Source organism: Nodosilinea sp. LEGE 07088 (assembly GCF_015207395.1).
Taxonomy (GTDB): Bacteria; Cyanobacteriota; Cyanobacteriia; order Phormidesmidales; family Phormidesmidaceae; genus Nodosilinea.
The window spans coordinates 1-17,616 of sequence record NZ_JADEWX010000132.1; the positions used below are offsets into that span (position 1 = coordinate 1).

17 protein-coding genes and 2 pseudogenes are annotated in these 17,616 nt (G+C 56.5%); 11 read left to right on the top strand and 8 right to left on the bottom strand.

Annotated elements, in window-relative coordinates:
- Window positions 1–266: 266 nt before the first annotated feature.
- Window positions 267–1,394, bottom strand: a complete 1,128-nt coding sequence (cbiD, locus tag IQ254_RS22450; protein WP_193968385.1) for a cobalt-precorrin-5B (C(1))-methyltransferase CbiD — start codon at window positions 1,392–1,394, stop codon at window positions 267–269.
- A gap of 108 nt (window positions 1,395–1,502) precedes the next feature.
- On the opposite strand from cbiD, the gene IQ254_RS22455 reads away from it, so the two are divergent.
- The gene (locus IQ254_RS22455) at window positions 1,503–2,054 is read left to right on the top strand and encodes a metal-binding protein (protein ID WP_193968386.1); all 552 of its coding nucleotides are present in this window, start codon (window positions 1,503–1,505) and stop codon (window positions 2,052–2,054) included.
- 157 nt (window positions 2,055–2,211) lie between these two features.
- Here the strand turns inward: IQ254_RS22455 and nadB are convergent, their stop codons facing one another.
- The 3 genes from nadB to IQ254_RS22470 all read right to left on the bottom strand — a co-directional run bounded on the left by nadB (window position 2,212) and on the right by IQ254_RS22470 (window position 5,018).
- Window positions 2,212–3,897 (bottom strand): L-aspartate oxidase, encoded by a 1,686-nt coding sequence (nadB, locus tag IQ254_RS22460; RefSeq protein WP_193968387.1) that lies wholly within the window; start codon window positions 3,895–3,897, stop codon window positions 2,212–2,214.
- Window positions 3,898–4,026: 129 nt separating this feature from the next.
- Window positions 4,027–4,458, bottom strand: a complete 432-nt coding sequence (gene psbU, locus IQ254_RS22465; protein ID WP_193968388.1) for a photosystem II complex extrinsic protein PsbU — start codon at window positions 4,456–4,458, stop codon at window positions 4,027–4,029.
- Window positions 4,459–4,583: 125 nt separating this feature from the next.
- Window positions 4,584–5,018, bottom strand: coding sequence for a hypothetical protein (locus IQ254_RS22470; protein ID WP_193968389.1), 435 nt, complete (start codon window positions 5,016–5,018; stop codon window positions 4,584–4,586).
- A 147-nt stretch (window positions 5,019–5,165) separates the two neighbouring features.
- Between IQ254_RS22470 and folD the strand changes: the two genes are divergently transcribed.
- From folD to IQ254_RS22515, 9 genes and pseudogenes are all read left to right on the top strand, one after another.
- Complete coding sequence (folD, locus tag IQ254_RS22475; protein WP_193968390.1) at window positions 5,166–6,026, top strand: bifunctional methylenetetrahydrofolate dehydrogenase/methenyltetrahydrofolate cyclohydrolase FolD; 861 nt, start codon at window positions 5,166–5,168, stop codon at window positions 6,024–6,026.
- Window positions 6,027–6,081: 55 nt separating this feature from the next.
- Entirely contained in the window at window positions 6,082–7,011 is a 930-nt protein-coding gene (gene crtE / locus IQ254_RS22480) for a geranylgeranyl diphosphate synthase CrtE (RefSeq protein WP_193968391.1), read from the top strand.
- A gap of 15 nt (window positions 7,012–7,026) precedes the next feature.
- A complete protein-coding gene (locus IQ254_RS22485) occupies window positions 7,027–7,482 on the top strand; it encodes a divergent PAP2 family protein (protein ID WP_193968392.1) in 456 nt (151 codons plus the stop codon).
- Between the two features lie 248 nt (window positions 7,483–7,730).
- Window positions 7,731–7,967, top strand: a pseudogene (locus IQ254_RS22490) (transposase); the annotation flags it as partial.
- Between the two features lie 160 nt (window positions 7,968–8,127).
- Window positions 8,128–8,378 (top strand): annotated as a pseudogene (locus IQ254_RS33825) (BrnT family toxin).
- Window positions 8,341–8,616 (top strand): BrnA antitoxin family protein, encoded by a 276-nt coding sequence (locus IQ254_RS22500; protein ID WP_193968393.1) that lies wholly within the window; start codon window positions 8,341–8,343, stop codon window positions 8,614–8,616. The pseudogene IQ254_RS33825 and the gene IQ254_RS22500 overlap by 38 nt, the downstream one beginning before the upstream one ends.
- A gap of 288 nt (window positions 8,617–8,904) precedes the next feature.
- Complete coding sequence (locus IQ254_RS22505) at window positions 8,905–9,312, top strand: hypothetical protein (protein WP_193968394.1); 408 nt, start codon at window positions 8,905–8,907, stop codon at window positions 9,310–9,312.
- 184 nt (window positions 9,313–9,496) lie between these two features.
- Window positions 9,497–10,060 (top strand): GNAT family N-acetyltransferase, encoded by a 564-nt coding sequence (locus IQ254_RS22510; protein ID WP_193968395.1) that lies wholly within the window; start codon window positions 9,497–9,499, stop codon window positions 10,058–10,060.
- A 430-nt stretch (window positions 10,061–10,490) separates the two neighbouring features.
- Window positions 10,491–11,111: a proteophosphoglycan 5 gene (locus tag IQ254_RS22515; protein WP_193968396.1), complete on the top strand. Its 621-nt coding sequence runs from the start codon at window positions 10,491–10,493 to the stop codon at window positions 11,109–11,111.
- Between the two features lie 166 nt (window positions 11,112–11,277).
- Here the strand turns inward: IQ254_RS22515 and recG are convergent, their stop codons facing one another.
- From recG to rpsB, 4 genes are all read right to left on the bottom strand, one after another.
- Window positions 11,278–13,815, bottom strand: a complete 2,538-nt coding sequence (recG, locus tag IQ254_RS22520) for an ATP-dependent DNA helicase RecG (RefSeq protein WP_193968397.1) — start codon at window positions 13,813–13,815, stop codon at window positions 11,278–11,280.
- Window positions 13,816–13,827: 12 nt separating this feature from the next.
- Complete coding sequence (locus IQ254_RS22525) at window positions 13,828–14,976, bottom strand: hypothetical protein (RefSeq protein ID WP_193968398.1); 1,149 nt, start codon at window positions 14,974–14,976, stop codon at window positions 13,828–13,830.
- A gap of 148 nt (window positions 14,977–15,124) precedes the next feature.
- Window positions 15,125–15,862, bottom strand: a complete 738-nt coding sequence (gene tsf / locus IQ254_RS22530) for a translation elongation factor Ts (protein ID WP_193968399.1) — start codon at window positions 15,860–15,862, stop codon at window positions 15,125–15,127.
- A 143-nt stretch (window positions 15,863–16,005) separates the two neighbouring features.
- The gene (gene rpsB / locus IQ254_RS22535; protein WP_193968400.1) at window positions 16,006–16,785 is read right to left on the bottom strand and encodes a 30S ribosomal protein S2; all 780 of its coding nucleotides are present in this window, start codon (window positions 16,783–16,785) and stop codon (window positions 16,006–16,008) included.
- Window positions 16,786–16,912: 127 nt separating this feature from the next.
- Here rpsB and IQ254_RS22540 point away from each other — a divergent pair.
- On the top strand, window positions 16,913–17,616 hold a 704-nt coding region (locus IQ254_RS22540; RefSeq protein WP_193968401.1), incomplete at its 3' end, for a UPF0104 family protein.

Genomic DNA, 17,616 nt, shown 5'->3' on the forward strand with positions numbered 1-17,616 from the left:
AGACCTCCATAAGAGACAGACTTAGGGGAGGGGCCATACCGCCAGACAACCTAGGCTGGTTGCCTGCGAATAACAATCGGATACGCGATCGGAGCACCCTAGGTCTGGAGGTGGGGTAACAGTGAAACTCCTGGGCACCGGTAGCCCTTAGACTGCAAGCGATTCTAGATACAGCAGTGACGAGAAACAAACCTGGCTCGCCCGAGGGTTAGCAGAAGCAAGAGCATAAGGGGCTGTTATCGGAGTTTTGTAAAAAAATATTCCCCTTAGTCTACCAAAACTTGCTCGAAGAGAAGCCGGGCGCGATCGCTGGTGGCGATCACCTGCCGCTGGCGGTCAAATACCATCGTCCCGACGGTCAGGGGGTTGCCGGTGTGGGCGTGAACGTAGGCGCTAGCGCGATCGTCGATGCGCGCGACGATGTGGCGATAAACCCGCTGGGCCGTTTGAGCATCGTGATCTCGCAGACTTTGCAGCCCCGCCTCGACGGTGGCGGCCTTAAGAATTTCTTGAATTATGGGCAGCGCCACGCCCTCGGCGGCACAGCAGGCAGCGAGAATCTCCTGACGGCCATCGGCGACGTGGTGATGGGTATGAAAAATACCCCCCGCCAGCTTGATCAGCTTGCCGTGGTAGCCCAGCAGCAGCACCCCGGCCAAGCTCACCTGCCCAGCCTCCACCAGCATGGGGCCCAGCCAGTTGGCGGTCTTGACCCGGCGATCGGGGTCGATGCCGAGCTGGCAGGCCAGGTCTAGCCCGTTTTCGCCCAGGCAAAACACCAGGTGAGCATATTGGTCGGCCTTGGCCCGCAGAATTTCCCTCGACTGGTCGAGTTGGCCGGGGGCACTCAGGGGCGCAGAGATGCCTGAGGTACCCAGCAGCGAGAGCCCCTCGACCACCCCAAAGGCGGCATTGGAGGTGCGATCGGCCAGGGCTCGCCCCTCCGGCAAAACGATCGTTACGCAGAGGGTCTTGCCCTCCGGAATCAGCGGTGTCAGGTGGTGGTGGATGAGTTCTCGGGCGTATTGGTAAATAGCCGGGGCCTGGTCTCGGTTGAGCTGCCGCCCAATGCCCTCACCTCCCTGGAGCAAAATTCGTTCAGGCTGACCGACCCTCCCCCAGGTCACCACCGACCACAGAGGCGTATTGCGCGTGAGGTCGAGATTGTCACCGGGGTCGCTGTGGGTAATGGCCAGCACCGAGCCATCGGGCAGGGGGGCCAGTTGGTCGATGGCGATGGTCGCGGGCAGGGGCGGGTTGAGCAGATCGAGGGTAATGGCCCTAGGGCGATGGTCGGTATCGCGAAGATGATGCAGCGCGGCTAAGGCCCCGGCGCAGGCAAATACCGGCAGCGTATACCCGGCTCGGGGGGAAGCAGTATCACTGGCTGGCATTGTTAGGGTAAAGGCGTTGGAGGGGCTTGGATTGCAACAGGGCGGCGGTGAGATGCCTCCACGATAGCGCTCCTTGCCAGAAACGCTAAATGCTGGTACATCTGTGCCATGTCTTCAGGCCGCACCCACGATCGCATTACCCTCTGGGCTCTGCCCCTGGTCGTTTTAGCCACCTTTCGCCTCACCCTCGACGGCAGGCTGACAGCGGTGGTTTGCCTGGGGTTTTTGCTGGGCGGCTGGGTGCTGGGCCCCGATCTCGATATTCACTCGGTGCAGTATAAGCGCTGGGGCTGGCTGCGGTGGATCTGGCTGCCCTATCGCGGCAGCATCCGCCACCGATCGCGCTGGTCCCACGGGCCGATTATTGGCACCGTGGTGCGAGTCTTATACCTTTCTTTTTGGCTGGGGTTAGGCGGTCTCATTGTTATCGACCTGCTCAACAATGCCCAACGCACTGCTCTGACCTGGGGCGATTTGATCGACAGGCTGGGCTGGGGTTTGATGGCCTACTGGCCCTGGTGGTTGGCGCTGATGGTGGGTTTAGAGCTGGGGGCGCTCAGCCATTACGTTGCTGACTGGCTGTCGTCAGCGGCCAAGAGAGGGCGGGGCAAGGGCAAGCGGAGGAAGGCTAGAGGCTCAAGGCGAGCTAAGCGGCGGTAGAGGATGGAGGCTGAGGAGATGGGGCGCAGGGGGGCTGGCGTGGCTTTACTTTTGCACACAGTGCTAGTAAATCAGGCCTGAAGTAGCCTAACTGCGACGTGCTCTCGCTCCCGCGCCCCCGCGCCGCCCGAAATGACAGACCAACTCACACCGCAGTCTACCCGTCCCCTACCGGAGCAGAGGTTTGCCAGCGATCGCCCTCGACCACCGTGTGTGCCTGCCACTCGGGGCGGGTGTCGGGATAGTCTTGGCGAAAGTGACCGCCCCGGCTCTCGGTGCGAAAGGCGGCGCTGTTGAGAATCAGCCAGGCGATGTCGTAGAGGTTGCCCAACTCACCCCAGGCCCGTAACCGGGGCCAATCTAGCCCGCCGGGTAACTGGTAGGTATGGCCCGGTGCCAGGGCATGTAAGACCTGCCACGGATGTTGTCGCCAGGCTGTACGCCACTGGTCGAGGACTGCGATCGCACCGTCTAGCCCCACTTGGCCGCGGCTAATGGCCGCCGCCTGCCACATCAGCTGGGTCAACTGCTCGCGCCGTTGATTGAGGCTGTCGAGGGTTTCTGCCCCAAGATCTACGCCATCCAAGTCAACCAACTCTGTCGTCGTCGAGGTGGTAGGGCGATCGCTCGATTGCAGCGGCAGATTAGCCAGTTCAGCCCCATACACCAGGCATTCTAGCAGGGAGTTACTGGCCAGGCGATTGGCCCCATGCACCCCGGTGCTGGCGTTCTCGCCCACGGCATAGAGGCCTGGGATCGTGGTTTGACTGTGGAGATCGGTCGTAATCCCCCCCATCCAGTAGTGGGCGGCGGGGGCGACGGGAATGGGCTGGGCCAGCGGGTCACAGCCCCAGGTACGGCAGACCTGAAGAATATTGGGAAATCGGTATTGCAGGCGATCGGGCGCGATCGGACGCATATCGAGCCAGACCTGGTCATCGCCGGTCTTTTGCAGATGGTTGAAGATGGCCCGACTGACCACATCGCGGGGGGCCAGTTCGCCATCGGCATGATAGTCGTAGGCAAAGCGGTAGCCCCGACTATCCACCAGGTGGGCCCCCTCACCCCGCACCGCCTCGCTAATTAAAAACGGCGGTGCCTCCGTCTGAGCCAGTGACGTCGGGTGAAACTGGACAAATTCGAGGTCGCGCAGCTGGGCCCCGGCCCGCCAGGCCATGGCCACGCCATCGCCGGTACTCGCCGCTGGGTTGGTGGTTTGAGCATAGACCTGGCCGCCACCGCCAGTGGCCAGTACGGTGGCCTGGGCCGATAGCCATCGAAGCTGGCGATCGCAGGCGACCAGAGCCCCCCGACAGCGCCCCGCCACCATCCACAGGTCGAGGGCAAAGGCGCGCTCAAACACCGTAATGTTGGGCTGTTTCAACACGGCCTCTGCCAAGATCGACACGATCGCTCGCCCAGTCGTATCGGCAGCATGCAGTACTCGCCGCCGCGAGTGGGCGGCCTCCAGGGTCATGGCCAATTGCCCCTGATTGCGATCAAACGCTACCCCCAGCTCCACCAGACGGTGGATGCAGGTAGCCGCCTGGCTGGCCAAATGCTCTACCGCCTCAGGGTCGCAAAGGCCCGCTCCGGCCTTGAGCGTATCGACCACGTGCAAAGACACCTGATCGTCAGCTCCGATCGCGGCGGCGATCCCCCCCTGGGCCCAGTCGCTGGCAGAAATTGACAGGGTATCTTTGGTGACCAGCCCAATCCGCCACCGCGATGGAATCGACAGTGCAGCATAGAGTCCGGCGGCACCGCCCCCAATTACCAGCACGTCGAAACCCTGGGTATCAGAGCTATGGCCCTGGGGCGAAGCGAAGTCAGGCTTGGTCAAGGGCAGCTCCCAAAAACAGTCCAACGATGACAGACTAAATGCGAAAAGCCCTGGCTAGTCAGCATTAACCAGTAGGGTCAACTTGACCAGCCAGGGCCGTTGGGTATCAGCAGAGGCAAAAATTATCGTCTACTTATAGACACCGTTGTTAAAGCGGTCTGCACCTTCTACCAGCGCCGGGTCGGTCACCGTTACCGTAAAGTTGTCGAGATTGGTGCGCAGAATGTTGAGCTGCTGCTCGCTCAGACCGGGTAGCTCGAGCACATCGTCAACGCTGTCATAGGGCGCGTTGAGCAAAATTTTGCGAGCCAGGGTGGGGTACAGCCCAGGAAATTTTCTGAAGCTCTGCACGTTGGCGTTGTTCAGGTCAAGTTTTGCCCCATATTCGGTTTTGAGCTTGGCATCGACCGCATTTCCCATTGATGCTTCCGCCAGCCAGGCTGTGGCCTCAACGGGGGCGCGCAGCAGGTCTGCCCCAGAGATTGACTGTGCTAAGACAGGGCTACTCACCCAACCCAACAGCACCGCCAGCGCAACAAGTAGGCCAACCAGTTGTTTCATTTACCCTAATCCTCTCCTACCGGTGTGAATGACTATACACAGCATTTCTAAGAGACTACCACCTTCCCTGCCCCTCAACGGGGACAGAACCCTATTCAGCGGCGACGATAGCCGAATAGATTAAATTATTCTGAGGCAGAATTTTGGGGTAGACGCTCTAGCTCTTCGGCGTAGTACTCGCCCACGTCTTGGCCCTGGAGCAAAATCTGCTCGTAGCGCATGACCGCTCGCAGCGCCACAGCATCACCCACTGACGGGGGCTCTATGGGGCTCACCACCCAGATTGCGCCAGAGTCATCTACGAGTTGATACAAGCCCTGCCCCACCAGGGGCAACTGGCGTTCTACAGTACCCGCTAAATACACGGTGGCAGCCCCACTCTGACTGGCTTCAGCAATGGGTGTGACTGGGTCGAGCCGGGCCAGTCCGGGCCAGTGACTGAGGCGATCGCGCAGCGTATAGCCAGCGGTGGCATTCAGGCTGGCACCACAGCTGGTGATGGCTACCAGTGCCAAGGCCACGGCTCCATAACAGGTAAAACGATATTGCAAATTATTCATTTAGAGGCTTTTTACAGCGCTGGTTGGCTCCTAGGGGAGCAAAATCTGAGACACTGGGAAAGCGTCGAACCCCTGCACCCGGTTCACACGGGCATCAGGATAGCGATCGCAACCCCTATCCGAGATATAGGTTAGCGCACCCTGGCTATGACCCAACTGCTCGATGGCAAAGCCCTGGCAAGCCAAATTCAAACCGCTCTGACCGCAGAGATTCAAGCGTTAACGGCCCAGGGGCAGCGATCGCCCGGGCTGGCCGTGATTATGGTAGGCGATAACCCTGCCAGCGCCGCCTACGTGCGCAACAAAGAGCGGGCCTGTGGTCAGGTCGGCATTGTCTCCTACGGTAAGCACCTGCCGACAACGGTATCCCAAACAGAAGTCGCTGAGCTGATCCAGCAGCTCAATGCCGACCCCAACGTAGACGGGATCCTAGTGCAGCTGCCCCTGCCCACCCACCTCGATGCCGTGGCCCTGCTGCACACTATCGATCCCGACAAAGATGTCGATGGACTGCACCCGATTAACCTAGGTCGGCTGGTGCGGGGGGAACCCGGTCTGCGCAGCTGTACCCCCTACGGCGTGATGCGGCTGCTGAAGGCCGCGCAGATTGACCCGGCGGGCACGATTGCGGTGGTGGTCGGGCGCAGCATTTTGGTGGGTAAACCCATGGCCCTAATGCTGTTAGAAGCCAATGCCACCGTTACGGTGGCCCACTCTCGTACCCCTGACTTACCCGGGCTGATGCGGCAAGCTGATATTCTAGTTGCGGCGGTGGGTCGCCCCGGTATGATTACAGCTGCTGAGGTTAAGCCCGGCAGCGTGGTGATCGACGTCGGCATTAACCGGGTCGAACAGCCCGACGGCAAGCCGCGACTGGTGGGCGATGTCGATTTCGCCTCGGTAAAGCCTGTGGCGGGAGCCATTACCCCAGTGCCTGGTGGCGTTGGCCCCATGACGGTAGCGATGCTACTAGAGAATACCGTCACCAGCTACCGCAATCGTCTGTAGGCCATCTAGTTCAACTGCTTTTTATCAATCTGTTCTCAATTTGTCAGATGCCGCCATGGTGCAAACCAACTCCCTGAATTCCAGCCCCCCTTCCACTGGCCAGTTTGACCTAGAAGCCTACCTAGCCACCCAGCGCCAGCGGGTAGAAGCGGCCCTCGATCGGGCTCTGGCCCTGCGCTACCCCGAAACGCTTTACGAAGCGATGCGCTACTCGCTGCTGGCGGGGGGAAAGCGACTGCGGCCGATTCTCTGTCTCGCCAGCTGTGAATTGGTGGGGGGCAGCGGCGAGATGGCAATGCCGACGGCCTGTGCTCTGGAGATGATCCACACCATGTCGCTGATTCACGATGACCTACCGGCGATGGATAACGACGACTATCGTCGGGGTCGTCTGACCAACCACAAGGTCTACGGCGACGACGTGGCGATTTTGGCCGGAGATGCGTTGCTATCCTACGCCTTCGAGCATGTGGCTACCTACACCCAGGGGGCACCCCCAGAACAGGTGCTAAAGGTAGTTGCTGGCCTGGGGAAAGCGGTGGGTGGCGAAGGTCTGGTGGGCGGGCAAATTGTTGATCTGGCTAGCGAAGGCAAACCCGACGTGACCCTAGAGACGCTCAACTATATTCACAACCACAAGACAGCGGCACTGCTGGAAATCTCGGTCACCTCGGGAGCGATGTTGGCGGGGGCCAGCGACGGGAAACTGGAGAATTTGCGCCAGTACGCCCAGCGCATTGGTCTAGCCTTTCAAATTGTGGATGACATTCTCGACATTACCTCTACCCCCGAGACCCTAGGTAAGTCGGTGGGCAAGGACGTGGCAGCCCAAAAGGTCACCTACCCCAGCCTGTGGGGCCTGGAGGAGTCGCGCCGTCAGGCTGAACAGCTGATTGAGGCGGCTAAGGAAAGCCTGGCCGAGTTTGGCGACTTGCGCCAGCCCCTGGTTGCGATCGCAGATTATATTGTTGCCCGTACCTACTAGGGTTTGCCCGAGCCGATGAATACCTTTAGCGATATCTTTGATAACCACGTGCTGATTGTGGCTCTGATCGCCTGCTTTACGGCCCAGGGGCTCAAGGCCATTATTGAACTGGTGCGGCACCGCAAACTCAATCTCAAGGTGCTGGTAGAAACGGGCGGCATGCCCAGCGCCCACTCGGCCTTGGTAACCTCCCTGGCCTGTGGCGTTGGCCAAACCCTGGGCTGGGCCAGCCCGATGTTTGCGGCGACCTCGGTCTTTTCAATCATCGTCATGTACGATGCGGCGGGGGTGCGCCAGGCGGCAGGCAAGCAGGCCAAGGTACTCAACCAAATCATCGATGAGCTGTTTCAAGAAAAGCCGGAAATTCGCGAAGACCGCCTTAAAGAGCTGCTGGGCCACACCCCCTTTCAGGTGATTGCCGGGTCGGCCTTAGGCGTGATGATCTCGTGTCTGGCAGCTCCGGCGTACTAAGGCTTGGCAGCCCGGTTGCAGAGATAGGACGTTGAGTGCGATCGCCTCAAATCGGCATAATATACGGAAAGTTTCTCGCGATCTAGCGAATTAAGGTAGATATGCCGAAACTCTCTGCCTATCTACCCCGATAGGGACGATATGTAGAAACTTTCTCTCTAAGAGCTGAATTCTAAAGAGAGTCTAAAGTGGCTCAAGGCCAGATGATTTCATTTTTATCGTAGAAACGTTGCACTCTACCGTTGATGATGAGCCATCTCCCTGATGTAGCCAATCCGACTCGCAAACTCTACTCGAGTGATATGAGTGACGCGGAATGGACGGTGATTGAGCCAAAGTTGCCTGCTCCCAAGGGCTTTGGACATCCTCGCGAGGTAGATTTGCGAGAGATTCTCAACGCTATTTTCTATGTTCAACGAACCGGCTGCCAGTGGGAGATGCTACCCCATGACTTTCCGCCCCATCAGACGGTCTACAAATACTTCCGTCTTACTAAAATGCTGAAACCCTGATTTCTCGTTTGCTAGAGGCAGGAAGCGTGAGCCCCTGCACTGTGGGTCATTTGCTCTAATGAGACTTGCCTTAAACAAGTGACTGTAACCACGTTTTGTAGCTACAATTGAAGGCTACAGTAGTCGTTCGGTTATGGAATATGAATGGGATGAAGCAAAGCGTTTTGGTAATCTTCGCAAGCATGGAGTAGATTTCATCGATGTTCTACGGTTGAGGACAATCGCTACGATTATGGAGAGCAGCGTTTCGTTACATTTGGTTTATTGCAAGGGCGAGTGATTGCTGTTGTCCATACAGAACACCAGGATTGTACCCGTATTATTTCTGCAAGAAAAGCAACAAAATATGAACAACGAATTTACTTCGAGCAACTCTCAGACTGATTGGCAACGATTGGATGCGATGGACGATGAAGATATTGATTTGTCCGATTGCCCGGAAATTACACCAGAAATGTTTGCTAAGGCGGTTGTGCGGCAGGGTTTACCTACTACAAAAGCCAAGGCTCAAGTCACGCTCCGCATTGATAGCGATGTGTTGGAGTGGTTTAAGTCTCGTGGCCGGGGCTATCAAACCCAGATCAACCAATTGCTACGAGCTTACATGGAAGCACATCAATAGCTATAAATTGATATCACATCCAGAAACGACGACTGGAGCGGCAGAACAACCCCCGTGCAGCGGATTATCGAGATCGGTTGGTGGGATACGAAAAACACTGGCAGCCGCTGACTGAGAACGTTAGGTGTCTGATGAGATGTTCGAGAGATTTGCATTCTTGGTTTTAACGACAATGATTTGCGTTATCACGAGCCTTGACGATTTTGCACCTTTCGCAAAAGGTCGGCTATACCTGCCATAAGCTTCAAGCAGCGGCTAAAGCGCGACGAGAGCCGTTAAAATCCAAGAATGTTGTATGTTGTTCTCATTCCTGCTTGGGCCTGGGTCACCTTGTTAGTGACGGCGTGGGCAATGCTGGCATTACTGGTGTTTTCCGAGTTGGGCTTTCGTCACCGCGTCATGGCAAGGCTGTTGGCGGTAATGGCGCTTCAGACTATTGCCGCATCTTCAACCGCGATTGTGACAAGTCAAGATCCATTGAACGATTTTGCTTGCCTGATGGGCTATATCGGAATGTGGGTCGCCTTGGCTATTTCTTTAGCCGAGGTGGCTGTATTGATATTTCTGTTCACGATTTGGCCGCGCAGAAAGGGCGGGGGGCGAAGCCGATATGGATTGTGGATGGGGATTTGGATCATCTTCAGTGTTATTGCATTGCTAGCGCATATGCGATCGACGGCTCTCTGTACGGTTTAAGCTGTTAAGAACCACGCTCCATGTCACACTCAGCCAACTCGAATAACAGGGTTCCGAAGGTCAGGTGTACCGACGACCTAACAATTCGCTTTGAGCGGGCTGGTAAAAGTTCTTAGTGTATCGCAAAAGTCACTTGAAGCCGCTGACTTTAGCCGTTAGACCACGAGCTTTAGAGGAGAGACCGATGGAAAATTACATCGTTAGAGCATTGAGTACCGACACATGGGACGCTTTCGAGCAATTAGTTGAAAAGCATAATGGTGTTTGGGGAGGGTGTTGGTGTACCTGGTTTCACGCGAAACCACCGGATTACGAGCGAGGGGCAGAAGCCAACAGGTGCCTCAAGAAGAAGCTCGTTGAAGAAGGAAATGCTCATGCGGCCCTGGTGTTTGATGGCGATAGTTGCATCGCTTGGTGTCAATTCGGTCCACCCCAGGAACTTCCCAACATTTATCACAAAAGAGAAGTCGAGGCCAAAATGGCGATGCCAGATTGGAGAATTACTTGTATCTTCGTGGATAAGAGCCACCGAAGAATTGGGTTGGCTGGCTTCGCTTTAGAGGGCGCATTAAAACTAATCGGTGATCTGGGAGGTGGCGTCGTAGAAAGCTATCCGCAAGACACGCAAGGTAAGAAAGTATCAAGTTCGTTTCTATACAATGGAACAAGGCAAGTATTTGAGAAGTGCGGATTCAACTACGAAGGTAGAAAAGGGAAGAACCACTGTATTATGAGGAAAGTGATTTGAGCCTCCTTCCGCCTTGGAACAGAACAGTGGCCTAACAACAGGTTGCACCGACTTTTCTCCGCTGCTCTCCGCAATGCGGCTGAATCTGACCGTTATGCCGCAAGTTCTTGGTGTAGAGAACAGCCTAGTACCGAAAGACAGAAGTAAGAAGGCAAAAGGCAGAACGGGAATTCCAAGTCTCACCAGGGTTTCCGCGTTGGCAAATAGGTGGGTTATTTCCACCTCAGAGTACTAGAGATTATCAATCATGAGTTTAGAATTTTAAGTCAGTCGTGGCTGTCAGTTTATGCAAAAATTGCTCTCTCTATCACCCATTACTCAATTGAATTTCGTTGGCGACGGAGACATTGTTGCGTTCAATATTAGTTACGGCTGAAGGTGTTCTGCTACCGCTGCGTTTTGCCGTTTTCCACGACAGGAGTATAAGCCTATGCCTTTGACTAATCTGGATTTACCTTCTCCAAAGTTTTTGCGAGCAGGTTGGGCGGCATTCGCGGCCGTTTGTTCCGCTAGAGGGTGGACGGATTCAGCCTATGCAACCGAAAATCAATGGCTCTACCACGATGGTGGCGGAAATTGGGCGGGCATTCGGTTTCAGAATGACAATCGGGCTGTGTTATTAGGCCATGACCACGAATACTCTGAAACATATTTCGGTGAGGCGGCGAAGTACTTTCAAGAGCAAGAGACTGATTTGCTTCTTGATGCGCCCGAATGGTGGGGCCGCGATATTGATCCGAAACCGTTCGGAGAATGGATTGGCTTTATCTATGGATGGGACGGCGAGAAATGGCAGCGATCCGACTATGACAAATCAGACGGATTCGCTTCAGTCGGGCTACTCAGAGTTTGTACAGAACTAGACGATTTGTTCGAATATTCCAAGGATGCACCAGGTTTAAATGGATCAGAACCGAACCGAGAGTTGCTGCAATCTTTAGTTGATGCTGATGCTGACATATCTGTCGATCTGCTTGAGCGCGCAATTCCAGGCTGGGATTCCGAATCAGGAGTTGCGGCCGCAAAGAAATTCCGACTTATCCGGCTATAGCCGTGGATAACAGCACTATGCACGCGGAGCCGCCGACAGGGCGGGGTTTGAATGGATAGATCACTTCGGCGGCCCGGTGCTTGTGACCGCTAATCAACTTATCTGGCCAGAGTGATTAAGGCGAACTTGAGGTACTAAAAAAGGATGCTCTCGATATCTCAAGACTCTATGTCATAATCGCGCCACCCATGAGCTTTTCGTAGCGGCGCTGAAGTTCTTGAGCGAGCTTGGGCCAGCGGTTTAACTCAGGGTCTTCCTTCAGCATGGCTTCCGCTGCTTCCCGCGCCAGCATCAGCACAGCTTGATCATCGATAAGACTCGCCAGCGCAAAATCGGGTAGGCCCGACTGGCGGGTACCCAATACTTCCCCAGGGCCACGAAAACGCAGATCCATTTCGGCAATAAAAAAGCCATCTTGAGACTGCTCCAGTACCTTGAGCCGCTGAATGGCCGTTTCGTTCCGGCTGCTGCTGAGCAATAGACAAAAAGACTGGGCGGCTCCCCGACCCACGCGCCCTCTGAGCTGGTGCAGTTGAGACAGACCAAAGCGTTCGGCGTGCTCAATCAGCATCACCGAAGCATTGGGCACATCTACCCCAACTTCCACCACCGTGGTAGACACCAAAATTTGCGACTCCTGTTTGCGGAAGGCTGTGATGGCAGCATCTTTCTCCGTCGAGGACATACGCCCGTGGAGCAGACCAACGGTGAACTCAGGGAAGATGACCTCTGCCAGTCTCTGGTGCTCGTCTACGGCAGATTTGAGATCGAGCTTTTCGGATTCTTCTACCAGGGGCAACACCACGTACACCTGGCGACCCTGGGCGATTTCACGCTTAATCAGGTCGTAGGCATGAGTCCTTTCTTTGTTTGTGAGCAGGGTAGTTTGAATCGCCTTGCGCCCCGGCGGCAGCTCATCGATCTGGCTGACATCCAGATCACCGTGCATGGTCAACGTCAGCGTGCGGGGAATCGGGGTGGCGGTGAGGGTGAGCACGTGGGGATTGGCCCCTTTTTGGGTGAGTCTGGCTCGCTGTTGGACGCCAAACCGGTGCTGTTCATCGATCACCACCAGGCCCAGGTCACGAAACTGCACCGGGTCTTCGATCAGGGCATGGGTGCCAACCAGAATGGGGAGTTCTCCGGTCACCAGCTCCCCTAGCAGCTGGCGGCGTTTGGCGGCGCGGGTCGAGCCGGTGAGCAGCTCCACTGGTACATGAAGCTGGTTAAACCACTCCACCAGTTTGCGGTAGTGCTGCTCGGCCAGCACTTCTGTCGGGGCCATGAGGGCGGCCTGGTATCCAGCTTGAATAGCCGCCAGGGTGGCGATGACGGCAACGATGGTTTTGCCGGACCCCACATCTCCCTGCACCAGGCGATTCATGGGGACAGGCTTTTGCAGATCGGCGAGAATGTCGTTGACCACTCGCTGCTGGGCATTGGTCAGATCAAAGGGAATTACTTCATAGAAATGATCGATTAGCTCTCCGGTGGGGGCCAGGGTGATGGCGGTCTGCTGGGCCTGTTGTTGCTGACGACGGCGCAGGAGGCCCAGCTGGAGATAGAAAAATTCGTCGAAAACCAGGCGGCGACGGGCCTTAGCCAGATTTTCTTCATCGTCGGGGAAGTGGATTTGGGCGATCGCATCCCCCACCCCCAACAGCTCGTATCGCTGGCGCAAGTCTACCGGCAGGGGGTCCTGGAGTTCCGGCACCGCCGGAAGAGCACCTGCCACAACCTTGCGCACCAGGTCGGCGGGCACACCATCGGTGAGCGGATAGACCGGCACCATGCGGCCAATGGTGAGCGATTCGATGCGATCGCTCAAACTGTCCAACACCTCCAGGTGAGGATCATCTAGCGTGACGCCAAACTTACCCTGCTTCACCAACCCCGAAGCGGCCACGATCGCCCCCTGGGGATACTGGCGCTTTTGCTGCTGCTGCCAGCTGGGCGCGGCGTAGCGATTGCCGGGGTAAAAGCGGTTGAGCTTGAGGGTACCGCTACCATCGGAGAGCTGGAGTTCAAAGATGGTGAGCTTTTTATTGCGAGGGCTGGTAAAACAGTTGACCCGCTTCACCGTACCGACAATGGTGACGGTTTCGCCCGGTGTCAACTCGCGAATTTTGACCTGCTGGGCGTAGTTGATATGGTCGCGGGGATAGTAAAATAGCACATCCAGCACGGTGAAGAGGCCCAGCTTGGCCAGGCGATCGCTGTTTTTGGGGCCAATGCCCTTCAGATAGGTGACTGGCTGGTCGAGGCCAAAGCGAAAACGGGTGGTTCCAGCCGTTTCGGCTGGCTGAGTCGTTTTTGGAGTGGCTTTTGGTTTGCGAGTTGTTTTGGCTGGGGCTGATTCCCCAGCCTCGCTAGGAGTCCCCTCCCGAGTGCGGAGGGCTTTGGTTGCAGCGTGCTGCTCAAGAAGCCGCTGGGTACCGTGCAAAAAACGACGGGTTTCGGCCACCAGATGCTGACGCTGGGCAAAGCTGAGGTCTGGATAGCCCCCATATTTTTGGGCCAAATTTTGCCACGACTGCTGCTGCTCCCCCGGCAAAATAGCGGGAGGCTGTTGCAGGCTATCGCTCAGAAATTCGCTAAAGCTCTGCTGTTTACCCACCAGGTTATTAAAGCCCGTCTCAGCTTCTACCGAGAGCGCCCGCTGGAGCCTCACCCAGTCAGGAAGAGAGGATTGTGCTGCCGTCATAGGCCCGTTGCTTTATCGCGATGAGTCGTCGTACCACACCGACCGCCAGGCCTGCTCGGCCTGGGCGATCGCCAATTCTCGTTCGGCTCGCTGGTATTGTTTGCCTAGCTTACGCAGGCGGCCAATGGCCGTACGTAACTTGCCGCGCCAGAGGGCTGTTTGCACGTCACCAAACTCAAGGTCCGTGAGCCGCATCTGAATGGCCGCTAGATGGGTCATGGCACCTTCCAGGGCCTCCTCTTCCTCCTCTGGGCGATCGCGTTCATCCGTCTCAGCCTCAAGGTTGATACTAATGCGATCAGAATTTTCAAACTCCGCAGGGATATCGTCGGCCACAGCGACCAGTACGTTCATCACGTTAGGGGCTGAACGCCCCCTGGGTGAGGCCAGCTCCACATCGGAGGCCACCTCTAGCACCGACTCGGGCAGGTCGGGGATAACCTCAGCTTTGCGCAGCAGCTGGTTGGCCTTTTTAGACACTCGCTGCAGCACATCGCGAATCATCCGCTCCAGAATTAAATGGTGCTTGGCTACCGTAGCTGGGGTGAGTGAGTCGCCGGTAAACGGGCGACGGCTAAAGGCCTCTTCTACTTCGCTGGAAATAGCGGCCATAATCACCGACTGAACCAAATCCTTGGGGCTAATGGATAAGCCAGGGTCACCGTCCTCCAATTCCGCCTCATTCATCTCTGAGCCAGCCTGGGAGGGTGGCTGAACGGGCTCTGAAGGCTCTGGCGATAACTCTGCCCCAGAGGTCGAATCACCTACAACAGGGTCAGCCCCATCTGGGGGAGACGTTAGGCTGGCTAGGGCCACCTCTAGCCGACTGAGATCACTAGGGTCAAGGGCCTGGGACGTAGTTGACCTCGACGATGACTGACTGGGCTCCATAAGCTGCTGGAGCCAGCTTTGGGCCTGACGCCCCAGTTTTTGAATGCCCTGCTGTAGATGGGTGCGATCGCTCACCGTCAGCGCCAAAAACTCCTCTGGATAAACTTGGGTACAGAGGTGATAGGTGGCCATCATCATCTGCCGCCGCATAGCCTGCCCCAGCACCGATAGGTACGTGCCATAGATTTGGCTAAACTCATCGGCTAGGGTAGCCGTAGCTTCCTCCAGCGCATTGAGATCTTTACGAATGCTTTCAACCGGCCTCACCATGCCTTGTTACCTATGCCATACCTGATTATACGGACATATTAAAACGGGGGCGCACAGGGCACCCCCGTTACCAGTAGGGCTTAGCTGAAATAAGGGCGCTGACCGACTCTCAGTTAGCTATCTGCCCCTCAGCCCTGACAATCTCAACCTACTTTTTCTTCTTCTTGGTCTCTTTCTTGGTCTCTTTCTTGGGGGCAGCCTCAGCGGCTGGCGCTGGGGGCTGCTCTTTTTTCAGGCCGGCTTGAGCAGCGACTTCATCCGCAAAGTTGGTTTCTTCTTTTTCAATCCCCTCACCCAGCACAAACCGGGAGAACCGGCGCACCTGGATGTTTTCACCTAGCTTAGAAACCGTCTGCTTGATCAGCTCTTCTACCGAAATATTTTGGTCTTTAATGAAAGGCTGATCCATCAGGGAGAGCTCTTTCAGGCGCTTTTGAATGCGGCCCTCAACAATTTTCTCCTGCATGGCGGCGGGCTTGTTGGCGATGTCGTCACGGCCCATTTCAATGGATTTTTCTTTTTCAGCGATGTCAGTCGGGATGTCGCTGACGCGCACATACTCGACATTGGGGCAGGCGGCGATTTGCATGGCGACATCGCGTACCAGGCCTTTAAACTCATCACGACGGGCGACAAAGTCGGTTTCACAGTTGACTTCTACCAGTACGCCGATGCGCCCCCCCACGTGGATATAGCTATCGACTAAACCCTCAGCCGCCACCCGGCCCTCTTTCTTAGAGGCTGAGGCAATGCCCTTTTGGCGAAGCCACTCAATGGCTTTCTCAATATTGCCATCGTTTTCTTGCAGGGCTTTTTTACAGTCCATCATGCCTGCGCCGGTCTTGTCGCGCAGGTCTTTAACAAGCTTTGCAGAAATATCTGCCATGGTGATTTAACGTCCTAACGCGCTGTCGTCGAACTCAATACAAACTTACAACCGATACAGGGCAGTGCCTTAATTTAGCTTAAACCCCTGGGGTCACCTTTACCCTCCTCCCCCACAGGCGGGGGAGGAATTCAGACTAGCCCCTAGCCCTCGTCGCCATCGGCGGCTGGGGCATCGTAACCGTCTTCGTCATCTTCGGCACCGTCGTAGTCGTAGTCATCGTCATTTTGAGCAGCCTGACCACCGTGGGAGCCCTCGTAGATGGCATCGGCGAGCTTGCCCAAAATGAGCTTGATCGAGCGAATAGCGTCGTCGTTGCCGGGGATGGGCACATCCACCACGTCGGGGTCACAGTTGGTATCGAGCAGAGAAATGATCGGAATGCCGAGCTTTTGGCACTCGGAGACCGCGTTGTATTCGCGCTTGATATCGACAATGATGGCGACGTCGGGGACGCGCCGCATGGTCTTGATCCCGCCCAGGTACTTCTGGAGCTTCTCAAGCTCACGACGCAGCACGGCAGCCTCTTTTTTAGGCCGCAGATCGATCGCGCCTAGCTCTTCCATGCGCTCTAGATCTTTGAGGCGGTTAGCGCGCGCTTTGATGGTTTCCCAGTTGGTGAGCATGCCGCCCAGCCAGCGCTGGTTGACGTAGTGAGAACCGCAGCGGCTAGACTCTTGAGCGACGATACCAGCGGCCTGACGTTTGGTGCCGATAAACAAGAATTTTTGCCCCTGCTCAGCAGCCGTGCGGACAAACGAGTAGGCCTCTTCCATTAACTTGGCGGTTTGCACCAGGTCAATGATGTGAACCCCATTGCGAGAGGTGAAGATGTACTGATCCATCTTGGGGTTCCAACGGCGGGTTTGGTGGCCGAAGTGAACCCCAGACTCTAGGAGCTCGGGTAGAGTAATAACGGGCATTGGGTTTTGACTCCTTTCGGGTTAATCCTCCATTCGAACGTGCTCTCACGAGGGAGAGACCCGAAAATTCGAATGTGCGATTTAGACAACTTTACTAGGGTATCACAATAGGAACTGGGTTTACGCTTTGCTAAAACGCTGCCTGCGCTGGGTAATTGTCGCCGCTGCGATCGCATTTTTAGCCCACACTTTGGCCGGTCACTGGGGTGAAGTCACGGCTACTCGTCTGAGAGGCAACGGCGGGCCGTTGCTGTTGCTGGCCTGCGTGATCACCCTGCTGGCCCATTGCTGGTCAGGCTGGGTTTGGGGCTGGATTTTACAGGCCCTAAAGCAGCCGGTAGGCGGTGCCTGGAGCACCCCGGTTTATCTCAAAACCAATTTACTCAAATATCTGCCGGGCAATGTCTGGCATTTCTATGGTCGGGTGCGGGCGCTAGCTGGCATTGGGGTCGCCCGGGGGCCCGCCATTGTGGGGGTGGCCCTAGAGCCTTTGCTGATGGCCGCCGCCGCGCTGCTGCTGGGGTTGGCTAGCCCAACCCGCTACTGGCCCTGGCAATTGGTAATGCTGGGGGCGGTACTAGAAATCATGCATCCCCGACGGCTCAACCCGCTGATGAACTGGTTGGGGCAGGCAAAAGCCGAATCAGAACCAGGTGCGCCTGAGCCACTATCCCCGGTGACGCTAAATCACTATCCCCTGAAACCCCTGCTGGGGGAACTGGGGTTTGTGCTGCTGCGGGGGCTGGGGTTTGCCCTGGTGATCGGAGCCCTGAGCCCCCTACCGATAAATCTTTGGCTGCCGGTGGTGAGCCTGTTTAGCCTGGCCTGGCT

Coding starts and splice junctions, on each gene's coding strand:
- IQ254_RS22515 (WP_193968396.1), top strand. CDS start 10,491: ATGCCTTTGACTAATCTGGATTTACCTTCTCCAAAGTTTTTGCGAGCA.
- recG (WP_193968397.1), bottom strand. CDS start 13,815: ATGACGGCAGCACAATCCTCTCTTCCTGACTGGGTGAGGCTCCAGCGG.
- IQ254_RS22525 (WP_193968398.1), bottom strand. CDS start 14,976: ATGGTGAGGCCGGTTGAAAGCATTCGTAAAGATCTCAATGCGCTGGAG.
- tsf (WP_193968399.1), bottom strand. CDS start 15,862: ATGGCAGATATTTCTGCAAAGCTTGTTAAAGACCTGCGCGACAAGACC.
- folD (WP_193968390.1), top strand. CDS start 5,166: ATGACCCAACTGCTCGATGGCAAAGCCCTGGCAAGCCAAATTCAAACC.
- psbU (WP_193968388.1), bottom strand. CDS start 4,458: ATGAAACAACTGGTTGGCCTACTTGTTGCGCTGGCGGTGCTGTTGGGT.
- rpsB (WP_193968400.1), bottom strand. CDS start 16,785: ATGCCCGTTATTACTCTACCCGAGCTCCTAGAGTCTGGGGTTCACTTC.
- crtE (WP_193968391.1), top strand. CDS start 6,082: ATGGTGCAAACCAACTCCCTGAATTCCAGCCCCCCTTCCACTGGCCAG.
- cbiD (WP_193968385.1), bottom strand. CDS start 1,394: ATGCCAGCCAGTGATACTGCTTCCCCCCGAGCCGGGTATACGCTGCCG.
- IQ254_RS22500 (WP_193968393.1), top strand. CDS start 8,341: ATGAACAACGAATTTACTTCGAGCAACTCTCAGACTGATTGGCAACGA.
- IQ254_RS22510 (WP_193968395.1), top strand. CDS start 9,497: ATGGAAAATTACATCGTTAGAGCATTGAGTACCGACACATGGGACGCT.
- IQ254_RS22505 (WP_193968394.1), top strand. CDS start 8,905: ATGTTGTATGTTGTTCTCATTCCTGCTTGGGCCTGGGTCACCTTGTTA.
- IQ254_RS22470 (WP_193968389.1), bottom strand. CDS start 5,018: ATGAATAATTTGCAATATCGTTTTACCTGTTATGGAGCCGTGGCCTTG.
- IQ254_RS22485 (WP_193968392.1), top strand. CDS start 7,027: ATGAATACCTTTAGCGATATCTTTGATAACCACGTGCTGATTGTGGCT.
- IQ254_RS22455 (WP_193968386.1), top strand. CDS start 1,503: ATGTCTTCAGGCCGCACCCACGATCGCATTACCCTCTGGGCTCTGCCC.